Source organism: Haloferax sp. KTX1, from assembly GCF_902410085.1.
GTDB classification, from domain to species: domain Archaea; phylum Halobacteriota; class Halobacteria; order Halobacteriales; family Haloferacaceae; genus Haloferax; species Haloferax massiliensis.
This window is the reverse complement of the sequence record NZ_CABPRH010000014.1, coordinates 35525-48688: the sequence shown is the minus strand read 5'-3', so window position 1 is coordinate 48688 and position 13164 is coordinate 35525. Positions and strand designations below refer to the sequence as shown.

The 13164-nt window shown below is 58.9% G+C and carries 19 protein-coding genes; 6 read left to right on the top strand and 13 right to left on the bottom strand.

Annotated features, from left to right (window positions below; genetic code table 11):
• Window positions 1-117 precede the first annotated feature (117 nt).
• Window positions 118-1386 (top strand): orc1/cdc6 family replication initiation protein, encoded by a 1269-nt coding sequence (locus FY251_RS17905; protein WP_148416392.1) that lies wholly within the window; start codon window positions 118-120, stop codon window positions 1384-1386.
• Window positions 1387-1950: 564 nt separating this feature from the next.
• On the opposite strand, the gene FY251_RS17900 is transcribed toward FY251_RS17905, so the two are convergent.
• Complete coding sequence (locus tag FY251_RS17900) at window positions 1951-2274, bottom strand: hypothetical protein (RefSeq protein WP_148416391.1); 324 nt, start codon at window positions 2272-2274, stop codon at window positions 1951-1953.
• Between the two features lie 138 nt (window positions 2275-2412).
• On the opposite strand from FY251_RS17900, the gene FY251_RS17895 reads away from it, so the two are divergent.
• Window positions 2413-3339 carry a MarR family transcriptional regulator gene (locus FY251_RS17895; RefSeq protein WP_148416390.1) on the top strand — a complete coding sequence of 309 codons (927 nt, stop codon included), beginning with the start codon at window positions 2413-2415 and terminating at the stop codon, window positions 3337-3339.
• Window positions 3336-4139: a DUF6036 family nucleotidyltransferase gene (locus tag FY251_RS17890; RefSeq protein WP_148416389.1), complete on the top strand. Its 804-nt coding sequence runs from the start codon at window positions 3336-3338 to the stop codon at window positions 4137-4139. The genes FY251_RS17895 and FY251_RS17890 overlap by 4 nt, the downstream gene beginning before the upstream one ends.
• 14 nt (window positions 4140-4153) lie before the next feature.
• On the opposite strand, the gene FY251_RS17885 is transcribed toward FY251_RS17890, so the two are convergent.
• From FY251_RS17885 to FY251_RS17845, 9 genes are all read right to left on the bottom strand, one after another.
• The gene (locus FY251_RS17885) at window positions 4154-4969 is read right to left on the bottom strand and encodes a hypothetical protein (RefSeq protein ID WP_148416388.1); all 816 of its coding nucleotides are present in this window, start codon (window positions 4967-4969) and stop codon (window positions 4154-4156) included.
• A 112-nt stretch (window positions 4970-5081) separates the two neighbouring features.
• Window positions 5082-6011 (bottom strand): ArdC-like ssDNA-binding domain-containing protein, encoded by a 930-nt coding sequence (locus FY251_RS17880; protein ID WP_148416387.1) that lies wholly within the window; start codon window positions 6009-6011, stop codon window positions 5082-5084.
• 86 nt (window positions 6012-6097) lie between these two features.
• Window positions 6098-6445, bottom strand: a complete 348-nt coding sequence (locus tag FY251_RS17875; RefSeq protein ID WP_148416386.1) for a hypothetical protein — start codon at window positions 6443-6445, stop codon at window positions 6098-6100.
• Between the two features lie 73 nt (window positions 6446-6518).
• Entirely contained in the window at window positions 6519-7520 is a 1002-nt protein-coding gene (locus tag FY251_RS17870) for a DUF6610 family protein (protein WP_148416385.1), read from the bottom strand.
• Window positions 7521-7641: 121 nt separating this feature from the next.
• Window positions 7642-7908: a hypothetical protein gene (locus FY251_RS17865; RefSeq protein ID WP_255516738.1), complete on the bottom strand. Its 267-nt coding sequence runs from the start codon at window positions 7906-7908 to the stop codon at window positions 7642-7644.
• A gap of 8 nt (window positions 7909-7916) precedes the next feature.
• Window positions 7917-8336: a hypothetical protein gene (locus FY251_RS17860; RefSeq protein ID WP_148416383.1), complete on the bottom strand. Its 420-nt coding sequence runs from the start codon at window positions 8334-8336 to the stop codon at window positions 7917-7919.
• Between the two features lie 59 nt (window positions 8337-8395).
• Window positions 8396-8644, bottom strand: coding sequence for a hypothetical protein (locus FY251_RS17855; protein WP_148416382.1), 249 nt, complete (start codon window positions 8642-8644; stop codon window positions 8396-8398).
• 42 nt (window positions 8645-8686) lie between these two features.
• Complete coding sequence (locus FY251_RS17850; RefSeq protein ID WP_148416381.1) at window positions 8687-9847, bottom strand: hypothetical protein; 1161 nt, start codon at window positions 9845-9847, stop codon at window positions 8687-8689.
• Window positions 9848-9981: 134 nt separating this feature from the next.
• Window positions 9982-10254, bottom strand: coding sequence for a HalOD1 output domain-containing protein (locus FY251_RS17845; protein WP_148416380.1), 273 nt, complete (start codon window positions 10252-10254; stop codon window positions 9982-9984).
• Between the two features lie 143 nt (window positions 10255-10397).
• On the opposite strand from FY251_RS17845, the gene FY251_RS17840 reads away from it, so the two are divergent.
• The 3 genes from FY251_RS17840 to FY251_RS17830 all read left to right on the top strand — a co-directional run bounded on the left by FY251_RS17840 (window position 10398) and on the right by FY251_RS17830 (window position 11967).
• Window positions 10398-10634 carry a DeoR family transcriptional regulator gene (locus FY251_RS17840; protein WP_148416379.1) on the top strand — a complete coding sequence of 79 codons (237 nt, stop codon included), beginning with the start codon at window positions 10398-10400 and terminating at the stop codon, window positions 10632-10634.
• Window positions 10635-10766: 132 nt separating this feature from the next.
• Window positions 10767-11462, top strand: coding sequence for a nucleotidyltransferase domain-containing protein (locus FY251_RS17835; RefSeq protein ID WP_148416378.1), 696 nt, complete (start codon window positions 10767-10769; stop codon window positions 11460-11462).
• Window positions 11455-11967, top strand: a complete 513-nt coding sequence (locus FY251_RS17830; protein WP_148416377.1) for a DNA-binding protein — start codon at window positions 11455-11457, stop codon at window positions 11965-11967. The genes FY251_RS17835 and FY251_RS17830 overlap by 8 nt, the downstream gene beginning before the upstream one ends.
• Before the next feature lie 43 nt (window positions 11968-12010).
• On the opposite strand, the gene FY251_RS17825 is transcribed toward FY251_RS17830, so the two are convergent.
• The 3 genes from FY251_RS17825 to FY251_RS17815 all read right to left on the bottom strand — a co-directional run bounded on the left by FY251_RS17825 (window position 12011) and on the right by FY251_RS17815 (window position 13104).
• On the bottom strand, window positions 12011-12289 hold the full coding sequence (locus tag FY251_RS17825; RefSeq protein ID WP_148416376.1) for a hypothetical protein: 279 nt from the start codon (window positions 12287-12289) through the stop codon (window positions 12011-12013).
• A 61-nt stretch (window positions 12290-12350) separates the two neighbouring features.
• Window positions 12351-12698: a hypothetical protein gene (locus FY251_RS17820; protein ID WP_148416375.1), complete on the bottom strand. Its 348-nt coding sequence runs from the start codon at window positions 12696-12698 to the stop codon at window positions 12351-12353.
• Window positions 12691-13104 carry a DUF6166 domain-containing protein gene (locus tag FY251_RS17815; RefSeq protein WP_222847839.1) on the bottom strand — a complete coding sequence of 138 codons (414 nt, stop codon included), beginning with the start codon at window positions 13102-13104 and terminating at the stop codon, window positions 12691-12693. The genes FY251_RS17820 and FY251_RS17815 overlap by 8 nt, the downstream gene beginning before the upstream one ends.
• Between the last annotated feature and the right edge of the window lie 60 nt (window positions 13105-13164).

Genomic DNA, 13164 nt, shown 5'->3' with positions numbered 1-13164 from the left:
CCATTCACACTCCGGGGGGTCCTGCTCTCTGAAACACCCCCCGGAGTGTGAATGGAGGCAAATCAATCACACCGAGGGTGGGCAACCTATATGTGAATGGGGCGAATTGGTCCGCTCATGCCAAACAACGATTCCACGCAAACAACCGTCGACGAGATATTAAATGTCGACGAGGGGGATAGCGAAGACGAATCGGATATTTTTGAAAAACCGTGGTTGCTCGAGATCGATAACGTTCCTGACGCCAATCGAATTGTCGGACGAGACGACCATATCACGTTCTTGGCCAAGAATCTCCGGAAGATGCGGACAAATAGCGTCCCGGATAACGTCCTGGAGTGGGGCGAAACCGGGACGGGGAAGACACTAGTTGCAAGACACGTCTGCGAGCGGCTCGAAGCAGCAACTGCAGGAACGGACTCCCCGATCGTTACTGCTTACATTAATCCGGATCCCATCTCTACGTATACCTCCACCTTTCGAAAGATCGCAGAGCAGGTGAACGCAAAAGCAGAGAACCCGCTTGATGTCCCCTATCAGGGCCTCTCAGCCGAGCATTATCGGGATCAGAAATTGTGGCCCGTCATTCAGCGAGAGTTTTCTGGCGGTCTTGTCGTCATCATCGATGAAATCGACAAGCACGGAGAAGTCAACGAGGTCCTCTACACGCTATCACGGACACAATCAAAAGACGACGTTGACTTCCCAGTCCTTACAATCGGGATTTCGAACGACATCGAATTCAAAGGAGAAATCGAGTCGCGGGTCCAATCGACTCTCCAGCCAGAACACCGAACGTTCACGCCGTACGAAGAGGATCAGCTTATCGCAATCCTCGAAAATCGGCGAGACGCATTTTACGATGGAGTCCTAGATGAGGAGGTGATTCCAACCACAGCTGAACTCGCAGCTGAAGAACACGGTGACGCTCGACGTGCTGTCCGATTGTTCCGGAATGCAGGCGAAATCGCCGACGAAGAAGGTGACGACATCGTGACAGCGAATCACGTGCTAGAGGCTGACGAACTCGTTGAAGTTGAGCTCTTTATGGAGATGGTGAAAGGGACTCCGTTGTCCGGGAAGTTACTCCTGTTTGCTCTTACACGGCTTGACCGGAATAATCCGGAGAAAGAATGGTTCCGAACGTCAGAGATCCACGAGGTATACCAAACAGTAGCACGGGACGTCGAGGTGGAGCCGAAGGGGTACAATCGTGCGCTCGAACTGCTGAACAAGCACGTGACGACAGGAGTTCTCGAATCGAAAAAGAAGGAAGGCGGAGATCAGGGGAAGTTCAGGTCGTATTCGCTCCAAGGAGACGTCGAGAGTACACGAACTGGACTGATCAACTCAACGCCGGAACTCCAGACGTTGATGGGATGGTGACACCCCCACCCCTCGGTGTGAATGGTCCCCCATAGGTCACGACTGTTGTAATGACGGAGCCGGACTCGACCCGTAGAAGCTGTGTCGTCCGTCTGAGGTACCATTACGGCACGGAGAGCAGCTTACACGTTCTGCCACGGTAGCTGACCCGGTCCGCTACTGCACCGCACCGCAGTTGTAGTTATCTTTATTATACTACAGTCTAAACAGCCCTCCGAGTAGACGTATTCTGAAAGGCGAGGCCTTGTGCCGAAGCCGAAGCTTCGCCACTGAGGCGAGAACCCTCCCTACTGCGAGAGGACTTCTGCTGTTAAGGGCTTCTTAATCGCGGTACCCTGGGTGGTGGACCATTCACACTGAGGGGTGTGGGGGTAAACGAGGCGTAATCTATCCATGTGTTTCTATGGCTTCTATCGACGTGAAGTCCCGTCAGAGAGTACCCGTTGGTAGCCCATTCACACCGAGGGGTGTGGGGTAAACCGATCCCATTCACACTCTGGGGGGTGTCATCTGCTACGCTAAGAATCACGTTAAAACGAACATCTGAATACAGCTTAATCTCGTCTACTCGTCGGGATTCACCGGTCCTTTGTATTTCGACTTCACTGAATCGCCTTCCCGCCACTGCCAGTAGTAGTAGCGATTGTCGTTGATCTCCTTGATCGTGATCGTCGCTTTGGCAGGGACGTCGTCCGGGAGATCGTTTGGTCGCTCTTCGACCTCTTCTTGATCTGCCGACTCCTCGAGACGGGCCTCTCGTTCCTTGTATTCGGCCAACGCCTCGGCGTAACTGGCAACGTCCCGAAGATGCTCCGATGTGGCTTCGTTGAGCGTGTTGACGATCTCCGTCGGGAGGTTCGCCGGTGGGGTCGGGGGTTCGTAGGACATCGGCTACTCTCGTGTTAACCAACACGGCCCACAAATCCATAGTTGTGTTGGTTAAGACGGTGGAGACGGCTCCCGTGCTTGCTGGATGTAACACTACTCGAAACTTCTTTATATACATGTTTCGTACTATGTTACACCGTGCTCCGGCGCATCGAACTCGAGGTCCTCGCCACGGTCGACCGCGGCGACACGATCTCCGAACTCGCGACGAAGCTCGACCACAGCGAGAGTTACCTCTCTCGTGCCGTCGCCGACCTCGTCGAGAAGGGGCTCGTCTACACGGAACGCGATGGCCGGCGAAAACGAGTCGTCCCGTCGGATGCTCGCGCCGTCGAACTCTTTCGGGACCTCGTCCGCCAGCACTCCCACATCGAGTTCTCCGAGCTGCTGACCGGGAAGGCACTCCAGGTGCTGTACCACCTCGACCAGCCGCGAACCGTCTCCGAGATCGCCGACCGGAGCGACAACTACCGCAACACGGTCAACCGCGTCCTCAAGCGGTTTCGTGACCGTGGTCTTGTCGGGACGGCCGACGGCCGCTATGACTTCAACGCCGATTTCGACCGCCTCCACGAGTTCGCCCGTGAACTCGCACACCATCTGCATCGTCAACGCCTCGAAGCCGTCGCCCCGAAGGGCACGATTCTCTGGGAGGACTACGACGAATTCCTCACCCAGACCGAGACGGGGATCGACGCGGAGGCGTTCCACGAAACAGGCCTCGCTCGATTCGCGGCCTTCGACCTCCAGTTTCTGCTCACCGGCCACCGCTACTACTTCTACTCCGAGGAACTCGACGTAGTCACGCCGGCGGAGCTCTGCTGTCACACGCTCTTGATCGACGACGGGAGTCGCCACCGCTCGTACTGTCTCCTTCTACTCAGTCACGTCGACGTCGATGAGGAGGATCTCCGAGAGCAGGCGGCGAAGTATGGCCTCGAAGACGAAATCGACGCCTTGCTCCGCTACCTCGAGACCCACGGCGAGGTCGACGACGACCGGCTCCCGGAGTGGGACGAGTTCCAAGAGCTGGCGGCTGACTACGAGGTGCCACTACCACCATGAGACCAACATTCGGACGTGAGTACATCGAGAACGAATTCCAGCGAATCGCGGATGGCCTCACAGCCCCGCTTACGGTCTACCTGATCGGTGGTGGCGCGATGTCGCTACGCGACCTCAAGGGGGCGACGAAAGATATCGACCTAGTCGTCCCGGATGGCGACGCATACGGTCAGCTGTGGGCCGTCCTGATGAACCTCGGGTATGCGGAGGTACAATCGCTGGATCCAGATTACCGGGCGCTGGGGGCGACGAGCTGCGTCGAGAACGACGATGGGTGTCGCCTCGACATCTTCAACCAGCAGGTCGCGAACAAGCTCGTGCTCACCGACGGCATGCAAGAGCGCAGCGAGCCGTTCCTCAACACGGATCAACTGACGGTCCGGCTGGTCAGCAACGAGGATATCTTCCTGTTCAAACTGATAGCAGGCCGCGACGACGACATCGAGGATATGAATATGCTCGTGCAGGCCGGCCTCGATTACGACGTCGTCCGGGATGAACTCGAAGCCCAGATCGAACGCCTGGGTGACGATCAGTTCGCCACGTTCGCGAACGAGGCCCTGGTTGAACTCGAGGAGCAGTACGGGGTGACCACGCCGATCGAGGACCGCGTCCAGGAGCTCACGAATAGGTACTACCGGGGGCTCGAAGTCCTCCAAGCACTCGACGAGCCGATGACCGTCGACGAACTGGCCGCCGATCTTGGAATAAACATCGATGAAGTCCGAGCCAGGATCGCGTATCTTGCGGAATTCGACCGGGTACGCCAAGATGGCGACACAGTCCGTCCGGTGGAGTAGTCCAGTCTCCACCCCTACTCAGAGGGAAGGCGACCATCTGGGCGGGGAACACGTCCCCGTTTGATCTCGTGATCCACTCGACGCATATGTTTACAGCCACCCTCGGGTGTTCGCTGCTGCCAGTCGGGGCAGGTACACGACTCGTCGACGACGTCGACTTCGTACCGATTTCCGGACGCGGACTGCACCTCGTATCGACCACCTTTCGAGAGGAGCGAGACGTCCATCGATTCGTCGACGGCGCGCTGGGTACGTGGTTCGAGGTCGTCCTGCGGGTGTGGGTTATCGTCGACGACCAGCCGGTCGCGGACGTCGCCGGTTCGTCCACCGTCCGGGGCGACGGCTTCCTCAGGGCTAGCGAGGCGCTCGTGGAGAAGCTCCTCGACTGGATGGCCTTCCGGCCAAAGGTAGTGGACTTCGTGGCGCTCGCGATGGTCGTAGGACCCGCACGCGGCAGCGCTCCCAGTCCAGACTCGCCAGGCACCGAGAGCCGCCATCACGTCGACGATGACCCGTGGTACGGTCTGCTGGTCGTCCGGGAAGAACACCCGAAAGCGGGTACACGCGTCCTGCGGCGGGACTGTCTCCCACCACTCTTCGCTGGAACCCCAGCTGTCGAACATTGCTTCGTCCGTCCCGTAGCCGACAGTCAGGCCGTCGATCGGCGGCACGTTTTCTGCTGTCGCATCAGGCTCGCCTTCGAGTACCCGGAGGATGGCGTACCGAAGATACTCGTGTGCAGGATGGTCTGTCGACCGGGCGACTTGGTCGTGATGTTCTGCAACTCGTTCCGCCTCCTCGAGGACGGCGGTCAGATACTGGTCAATCATGGTTCGGTGGAGACGGGAATGCGCCTCCGCCCCTCGGCGGGCGCTGATAAACTTAACCAACAAATAGAGCGGATTACATCCGACTGTTGGTTAAGATTGAATGAACGATGATTCAGTCTTCGACAACCTTCCCGATGAGCTCCTCAGCAGTCGACCCGATTCGACCAAGCCGCTCTTGAATCGCGTCTGCGTCATCGTCCTGCCACGCGGCCAGGTAGAACGCGGACCCGCTCGTATCCAACTCGAAATACCGCCCGACGATGTACGCGACTGCTTCGGCCTCAACCTCGCGTTTCGATCGCTCGGTCTCGTCCGTGACGTCTGAGTGGAGGGTTGCGTGAGCAAACTCATGAATAAGCGTCGCTGCGAGATCGGCTTGATTCCTGCGGGCTTTCGCCTCAACGACTGGTTGGAGATCACGTTGATTCTGGTATTTGCAGACGCCCTTTGCGTCGCCATGCTCCCACTCGTCAGCGTCGACGATCCGAACTGTCACGCCGATATCAGCGGCTGCATCCTCGAGTGCGGGCACGAGGTCGTCGGCATCGCCAGTCGCCTCAGTCTCCAGCTCTGGAAGCGGCTCACCCTCGGTCTGGGAGACGTCGAAGACAGACGTGGGTTTGAAGCCGACAAGCCCTTTCGACCACTCGTCGGGCGGCGTCTCGTCGTATTCACAGTTGCTTCGCTCGTGGTAGCTGGGCGAATTCTTGCATTCCGGGCACTGCGTGGTGATGATCGGAGCCCAGATCCAGATGGCCTGCTCGCCCTCCTGGACGTGCCGGTCGAACTCATTCCGCCAGGTGTTGTAGCCGGCGACCTTCGTCGCCTCGAGACACTGGAGATTGATGAGGAGCGTGTTTCGATGGGAGTAGTCGTGGAACCGGCTTTGGACGTCGAGCCATTCCTGGAAGTCCTGGCTGGCCTTCGCGTCGTTGACGTCGTCGACGAGCTCGTCGATCCAAGCTTCGATGGTACTGTGCATCTCGTCACGTCGGGCGTCAGTCTCCTCGAACGAGACCGACGAGTTGTTGGTCGTAGCCATGGGTTTCAGAAAATCGAGTTTACGGCGATTGCGTCAGTTCGGATCGCGCCGCACCCTTCGGGGCGCAAAAAAATGCGCGCCGGCGGTCACCGGAGAGCTGCTTTCTCGTCAGCGAGGCCGACCGCGACGAGGTACTCGAGGAACTCGTCGAACAGCTCCACATCGCTGGGCGTGTCGGTCGCGAGATGTCGTGCCCACTCGATAGCCCACTTGAACGCGGAATCGGTTCCGCCCTTCCCGTGGATGTACCACCAGCGAGCCGCCTTCAGGACTACTAGTGGATTTGTCGGCGGCTGCTCGCTTGCAAGTCCACGAGTGATCGACTGGATCTCCTCAGGTATCTCGGCGGGATCGACCGCTCCTGATTGGGTGTTCGCAATATCGACTGGAATCGCATCGATCGAGACGTCGTTCGCACGCTGTTGTTGACTCATTGAAAATCACCAACTCGGAGGGCTCTCTGGAGCCCCCGCCCTCTCTGGAGGGCGCGAAAAACCGTTCGTGGCGTCACGCAGGTGGGAAGTAGACACTCTCCTTGCCAGCGAGCTCTTCGAGGTCATTTCGATGGCGGTGGGTGAAGTAACAGTCGTAGCTGCAGTACCCACAGAGAGCGCCGGTGCCGTACTCGGCGACGAAGGGACCGCGCCGGGTCATCCATACGTTCGCCCCGCATTCGGTACAGGCAGCACTATCGAGATCACCCGGTGACGGCCCCTCGTACTCGATATCGAGGGTGTCGTCTTGTGGTGTCGAGTCAGGCCAGACGCCCTGGGACTTCCAGAACGCCTTGAGACGGCTGAGGCTGTGGCGCACAGTCTTGCGAACCGTCACATGATCGGCGTCGCGACCGCTGTCGTCCCAGCCGTCGGGCGTCCAGAACTCACCGAACTGTGCTCCCCGATGCAGGCCGTTCCAGTCAAGGCCGACGATATCGGCGGGTGGCTCACCCGTCAGCGTTGGGCGAGTAAGCTGGTCGATCACGTTGAGTTGCTTGGGTGGACTCCCACCGAGAATATGGATACGACGTCCACGCCAGTCTACTGGGTCGGAGAACTCGTGTGCGAGTCGATCAGCGTACCCTCGCGAGTAACCGACGATGAGATCATCGGGGATCGCGTGAATCGCTGCACGGCACTTCGGGACGATCACGAGGTCCGCCGCTGGATAACTGCCCTGAATCTCGCGTGCGGCGGCAACGTATTCGTCGACCTCGTCGACATCGTAGGCGTCACCGATCACGCCGACCTGCGGTTCGTACTCGAAGAAGCGCTCGACGTATCGATCGAGGTCGGGATTGCGAAAGTCGTTGTCGAGCATCCCGACCGGCAGCTCCAGATCTGGGAATTGTTGCTGTTGGTAGGTGCAATCCTCGCGAAAGCCTGTGAGAAAACCGAGTCGGAATGCGTCAATCGCGAAGGGAACGCGGTGGAGGAACGCTACGTGGTCGGCTTTCCTGGCTGCCGTAATTTCGTCGGCGATGCTGCTGGTCGGACGTGCTGAGAGCGCCATCTCGAATCACCCAGAAGACGCGGGGTTGATCGCCCCGCGCCCGCTCTCGGGGCGAGATAAACTAGTAGTGAACGTCGATCTTAACCAACAACACAGCCGACCGTTCCTGATGTTGGTTAACTCATTGTTGGTATCGTGCCTCGCGTGGCTCGATCTGTCCTGCGTGGACGAGACTCGCCTGTGGGTCTGGCTCTCCGTGGAGTAGATCGACGAGCGCAAACTGCGCACAGGCAGTAAATGAACACTCCTCATTCGAGCACCAGACGTCGGCGTAGGCGATATCGGAATTCTCACCAGCGTAGACGGGTTTTCCGATTCCCAGTTGAGAGTCGCAGTCGTCACGGGGGCAGACCGGCTCGATACGCGTGAACGTGGGCGTGTCTTCCATCGAATTCATCAGTAGGGAGAATAATTCGGCGTGATATCGCCGGTCAGGACGCTGCTCTCGACGGCATTGCTCTCGCTACCCTCGAGGTCGACGATTCGATAGACGGCGTCGCCGCTCCATTCGCAGTCCTCATCGGAACACATCGCACTCGCGTACGCGCCGTTCTCATTGTTCAGATGGACACTCAGGAGATCGAGACGCTCGCTGCAGAGTGGGCATTCTGCCGGCACCTGTGCATAGCGATAGCCCGTTCCGACCGTGATATCGTCCCGGTCGACCTCGACTCCGTGGCGCTCCATGAATCGGTCTCGGACAGCTACGCGAAGATCGTCGAGGAGTGCATGGCGCATTTCCTCATCAACGGGTAGATCGACGCCGTCGATGGTGATCGTCAGCCGGTACGCTGTCGTCTGGTCTGCATCTCCCATTGTAGTCACCTCGGAGCGCGTGTTCGATCGCGCCCGCGCCCCTCCCGGGCGCTACAAAATCACCCTCGCTCGGTATCTCCCGTCGAGGACTGCTGCTCGTCGCGTAATTCCGTCGCCTTTCGGGCGAGTCGCTTGAGGATCAGGGTTCGATTCTGGTGGGTATTCTCGTAGGCGACACACTCACGAAGCGTCTCCATATCGCGAATCGTCGTGATTCCTGCGTCGATCAGTCGGGTATTGGTGGCTTCAAGTCGTTTCTCGGGCGGGAACTCAGTGGTCCCGTCGGGTGGGTTCGCTGGCTCAGCCATTCAGATGCGCCTCTGCCCCTCGGCGGCGCGAAAAAACGCGTCTTAGCTCATCGCCTGCTGGAACCGCTCACGAAGCGCATCCTCACGCGAATCGAATTGCTCTGCTTTCGACTGGAGGGACTCGCTGACGCGCTCGATCTGGGCGAGCCCGTGTTCGCCGGCGAGCGCAGCCTGCGTCTCCTCGGCGTCACCATCCGCCTCGAGCTGGTGCTCGTAGGCCTGTTCGACGCGCTCGACCGTGCCCTCTGGATTGAACAGGATGTCGTTCGCGATGCGGACGTACTGATCGAGCGATGCTCCCTCCTTCCCTTTGAAGAAGTGGGTGAGCGCGTACGTAGCGCCGGAGTGGAGCGTCCACATATCGATCTCAAACGGGGTGGCCGCGTTCGCTTCAGCGTCACCGGCCGCTCGTTCGGCGAGGTACGACGGGAAGCCCAGCAGCTCGTAGAATTCCTCACCCATGAACGGCATCACAGTGAAATCGATCTCGATCTCCTGGGCATCCCGGATGAACTCGAAGAGGTCGTCCGCGACGAGTTCAACTTGGGCGAGGATGTGCTCCCACCACGTCCGGAAGTCCTTGACGTCGCCGACGTGCTTGATCACCTCCTTATCCGTGAGCGAGCGCATCGTATTTGAACAGAACCCGTCCTGGGCGAATCCCTCGACGTAGACCGCGTGCCCACCGAAGAAGTCGTACCCTGAGGTCACACCCATCGTGATCGGGTCCGACCGTCCGGGCAGGCGGACGTCGAGACCGTCGAACATCACGTCCATGTGGACCTCACCGCCGGCGCGATACTGGCGAATTTCGCCGAACATCACCTCCCCGAGCGGTGTCTCGTCGACCGCTTCCTCGCGGAGGACTTCCTCGAGTGGTCCGTACACGTCGACGGGATTGAGGATCGTGTATGAGTCCGACGGCACGTGGAAGAGTGGATCTGTCTCGGCGTCGCCCATCGCGTGCTTGCGGAGCCGCGACGGCTCCACGACCGCGTTGAACCGCTCGGTTTCGACCCACTCATTAGTGTACGGATTCTGGTACGCGACCGTCGTTTCGACTGCTCGAGGCAGGTTGCGAATCGCCTCCGCGAACGATGCGGGGTCGTCGATCCCTTTCTTCGTGGCGTACCACTCGGGGAGCTGTGCATCAGTGCGACCGTCGACGCCGGCGAAGACGGTCCGGCAAGCTGGCTCTTTCATTCAATGTCACCTCAAATCGGTCAGTCTCGTCATCGGTCGACGCATCTCGCGCGCCCTGCACCCGTGTAGGGCGCAAAAAACAGATCCAGCGTATCCCCTCACCTAGTTCGTCACCACGACGATTCGCCGTGGTTTCAGTGATTTTCTCGAATTACAAGTTCTCCTGTTGCGTGTACATCCACCAGTAGTTGCTCTAACTCGAATGAGACAGTCCCGTGCTCCGTCTGATCGAAGAGGGCATTGAGTGCATCTGGATCGATGACCTCGGCTAGCGGCTGGATTTCGAGTGGATCGACTCCCCGTACATAGGCAATGGCCTCGATGACCGCTGCCGCTCGGGAGTTATCCGTGGTGAAGTGATAGACGTCCCCCGAATCCTCCGTTTCGCAGTCGTCGTCTGAACACATGCTATTTCGTTGGCGGTATATAGGCCTCGCCGTCCAAAAAGACTAGCTTCCAACGTACTCGTTTCAACACGCACGTTAGAGATAGTCTTGTTTTAGCCATAATGTCAGCATAAGGACCGTTCTATCCTATGTCGGCTTGAAGCATGGCTGATGAAGAACGCAGTGGGCCATTCGAAAAACGATTTAGTGATGAGGAGCTTCTCGAATTCGTTCGCGACGAAGAGGTGGTTACGACGAAGGAAGTCGCCGAGCACTTTGACTACCATCTCCAGACGGCACGGCGCCGGCTCAAACATCTCCAACAGGAAGGTCGACTCCACCAGAAAGATGTTGGGAAACGGTTCGTCTGGTGGCTCCCTCGTAACCACGCCGAGCGGTAACGATCTCCCGTCAGACGAGCGAATTCGCGATACCGGTCAATTATCTTCCTTCTCGTCGATTGTGTCGGTTGAATCGCCCGGCGCAACGTAAGGTACTTCAAATAGTGTGTTGTTAGAGCAAACGTGTGAGGTATGGAAAAACAGAATGGTCCAAATGACGGGATCACGAAATCGAACCGTTCGGCGAGTGTTCAGCTTCCAGTCCCGGCACCCAATCCGGAGTTATTCCGGCATAAAGCCACGAACGATATCCTCCGCCTGCTCCTCGACAACCCGTACGAGACGTTCACGATTCGGGAGTTGAGTCGGCTCACGGAGCACTCGACGTACGCTATCAAGAGCGCCGTCGACGTCCTCCAGGATAATGGCCTCGTCACCGCGGAGTCCGAAGGTAACCGTCGTCCCGTCGGAATCGATCGAACCCGTGTGAGCAAGCCGGACGATCCCGTCCTCCGGATTCCACAACCGGAGTTCCACGAGCCCGTCCGAACGGCACTCGATCGACTCCACACTGAGCTGGACGACGTCCGAGGTATCCTCGTCTTCGGAAGCATCGCCCGAGGACAGGCGGACAGGCAGAGCGATATTGATCTGTGGGTATTGGTGGCGGATTCACGCGGCGAGCAGCATCGAGCCAACGAGATCGCGACGGAACTTGGACAGGAACGGTTCGACGGTGAACGATACGAGTTCCAGGTGATGGTTGAAACAGTCGAGTCCGCGCATGGGTATGCCGACCGCCTGGAGGACATCTTCACCGACGCTATCACGCTCGAGGAGAGCGAGGTGCTCCGAGATCTCAAGGAGGAGGTGTTGGGTAATGCCTGAGGACTCGTCGGTGGTTCTCGACGCGCTCGATCGAGCCGAGGACGCGTTCGGCGGCTACACGACCGGCGCACCCGAATACGAGGAATCACTCGATCCGGAGGCGAACCAGCCGCCGATCATTCAGCTCCGAAAGGCGTGCCGACTCCTCGACGCATGCCGGACGCTCCGTGAACACGATGGCTACCACACGAGCGTCATCGAGATGTCGTTCGCCGCCATCGAGCGGACCCTTGAATTCTACGCCTTGTCGGCGTCGAACGACTCGATCGACAACTTTCAGAACCATACGCGCGCCTACGACCGCGCCGCAGCGCTCAGTGTCTTCTCCGAGCAGACCGCTCGCCGTCTCAAAACGCTCTACACCGATAATCGATCGGCAGCATATTATCGTGATACGGTGGCGACCACAGAGCAAGCGGAGATGATGTTCAGTCTCGCCGTGACGATCCACGACCACGTGAAGGATTTCAGTCAGCAGTCCTATGAGTGTCGCTGCGATGAGTGACGCATCGCAGAGCTACTGCTGATCGTTGGCTTGCCCGATCTGTTTACTCGTCGTCCTGTTCGGGCTGAATCGCCCGGCAGTCTGCTGCCAGTTCGTGGATATACTCTCGGAGTGTCTCCATGTCCTCGCGCGCATCGGCGAGGGTCTTGCCTTTCGCCTTCGCGATCACCTCGTCCTGATCTCGGGTACCGGTTCCCCGCTTGAGCTTCACGGTGAGCGACACACCGACATCGCTTCGTTCGATGTATTCAGCGCGCTCGCCAGGATTATCACTCGTCGGCGGTTCGGCACGGTCGTCAGATTGTGATTCTGTCTCGGCCATGTGTTGCACCGAGGACGAGTCTTCTCGCCCTCGCACCCCTAAGAGGGTGAAAAACTGATCGCTACACGCGGTCGCCTTTCTCACGATGACGTAGCTGCTCCTCGTCGATAACCGTCCCCTCTTGCGACACTTCGAGGATGAGCCGCGGATGGTCGTTCTCGCGGGTCGTATCGAGGCCGACGATTTCGGCGACGATGTCGTGTTCGACGAGGCGCTTGCGCAGCGCCGAGAACGGATAGTATTCCCCGGAGATCACGTCCAGCCGGACGCCGACGTAGGTGACGGTCGCGCCCGTGCCGATATCCTCGACGGAGAATAGCGGCGGCCAGCCCCGGAGCGCCACACCGACGTATCGCACGAGGGCGGGACGACCATCAGAACTACTCGTCGCCGACTCGGATTCAGCCATCGTGGTATTCCTCCTGGATCTCCGTGATTGCGTTCTCGATTGTCTCGCCGGTCAGCTCCCAGCGACCGTCGGCGCCGTCACATCCCAGCGTGCTCACGACCTCGGCTTTGAACTGCATGTAATACCGCCGGGCGGTGGCCTCGTCGTCGTAGTAATCGAGCAACAGTGCCAGCGCAAGCTGGGCAGGCCCACTCCCTGCATAGCCCCACTCGAAGCCCGTCGGACTGTGGTTCACTACCTCTAAACTCCGATCAGGCGTTAGTCGCGTCTCTTCTTGTTCTCTGACTACGACGGGCGTGCCGTGCTGGCGGATACCGACGTAGGTGACGGGTGACTCCTCGTGGACTGTACGGGCGGCTGCACGCGACTCAGGGATGCCTCTGAGCGGGTGTATTGATTCAGACATCGTCTACTCACGGGAGGCCCATTGAACGCCCCCGCACCCGACAGGGGGCGATAAACGTTC

Bases quoted from the DNA above. Each gene is read 5' to 3' on its own strand.
- FY251_RS17905 (WP_148416392.1), top strand. From the start codon at position 118: ATGCCAAACAACGATTCCACGCAAACAACCGTCGACGAGATATTAAAT.
- FY251_RS17900 (WP_148416391.1), bottom strand. From the start codon at position 2,274: ATGTCCTACGAACCCCCGACCCCACCGGCGAACCTCCCGACGGAGATC.
- FY251_RS17890 (WP_148416389.1), top strand. From the start codon at position 3,336: ATGAGACCAACATTCGGACGTGAGTACATCGAGAACGAATTCCAGCGA.
- FY251_RS17885 (WP_148416388.1), bottom strand. From the start codon at position 4,969: ATGATTGACCAGTATCTGACCGCCGTCCTCGAGGAGGCGGAACGAGTT.
- FY251_RS17880 (WP_148416387.1), bottom strand. From the start codon at position 6,011: ATGGCTACGACCAACAACTCGTCGGTCTCGTTCGAGGAGACTGACGCC.
- FY251_RS17875 (WP_148416386.1), bottom strand. From the start codon at position 6,445: ATGAGTCAACAACAGCGTGCGAACGACGTCTCGATCGATGCGATTCCA.
- FY251_RS17870 (WP_148416385.1), bottom strand. From the start codon at position 7,520: ATGGCGCTCTCAGCACGTCCGACCAGCAGCATCGCCGACGAAATTACG.
- FY251_RS17865 (WP_255516738.1), bottom strand. From the start codon at position 7,908: ATGGAAGACACGCCCACGTTCACGCGTATCGAGCCGGTCTGCCCCCGT.
- FY251_RS17860 (WP_148416383.1), bottom strand. From the start codon at position 8,336: ATGGGAGATGCAGACCAGACGACAGCGTACCGGCTGACGATCACCATC.
- FY251_RS17855 (WP_148416382.1), bottom strand. From the start codon at position 8,644: ATGGCTGAGCCAGCGAACCCACCCGACGGGACCACTGAGTTCCCGCCC.
- FY251_RS17850 (WP_148416381.1), bottom strand. From the start codon at position 9,847: ATGAAAGAGCCAGCTTGCCGGACCGTCTTCGCCGGCGTCGACGGTCGC.
- FY251_RS17845 (WP_148416380.1), bottom strand. From the start codon at position 10,254: ATGTGTTCAGACGACGACTGCGAAACGGAGGATTCGGGGGACGTCTAT.
- FY251_RS17840 (WP_148416379.1), top strand. From the start codon at position 10,398: ATGGCTGATGAAGAACGCAGTGGGCCATTCGAAAAACGATTTAGTGAT.
- FY251_RS17835 (WP_148416378.1), top strand. From the start codon at position 10,767: ATGGAAAAACAGAATGGTCCAAATGACGGGATCACGAAATCGAACCGT.
- FY251_RS17830 (WP_148416377.1), top strand. From the start codon at position 11,455: ATGCCTGAGGACTCGTCGGTGGTTCTCGACGCGCTCGATCGAGCCGAG.
- FY251_RS17825 (WP_148416376.1), bottom strand. From the start codon at position 12,289: ATGGCCGAGACAGAATCACAATCTGACGACCGTGCCGAACCGCCGACG.
- FY251_RS17820 (WP_148416375.1), bottom strand. From the start codon at position 12,698: ATGGCTGAATCCGAGTCGGCGACGAGTAGTTCTGATGGTCGTCCCGCC.
- FY251_RS17815 (WP_222847839.1), bottom strand. From the start codon at position 13,104: ATGTCTGAATCAATACACCCGCTCAGAGGCATCCCTGAGTCGCGTGCA.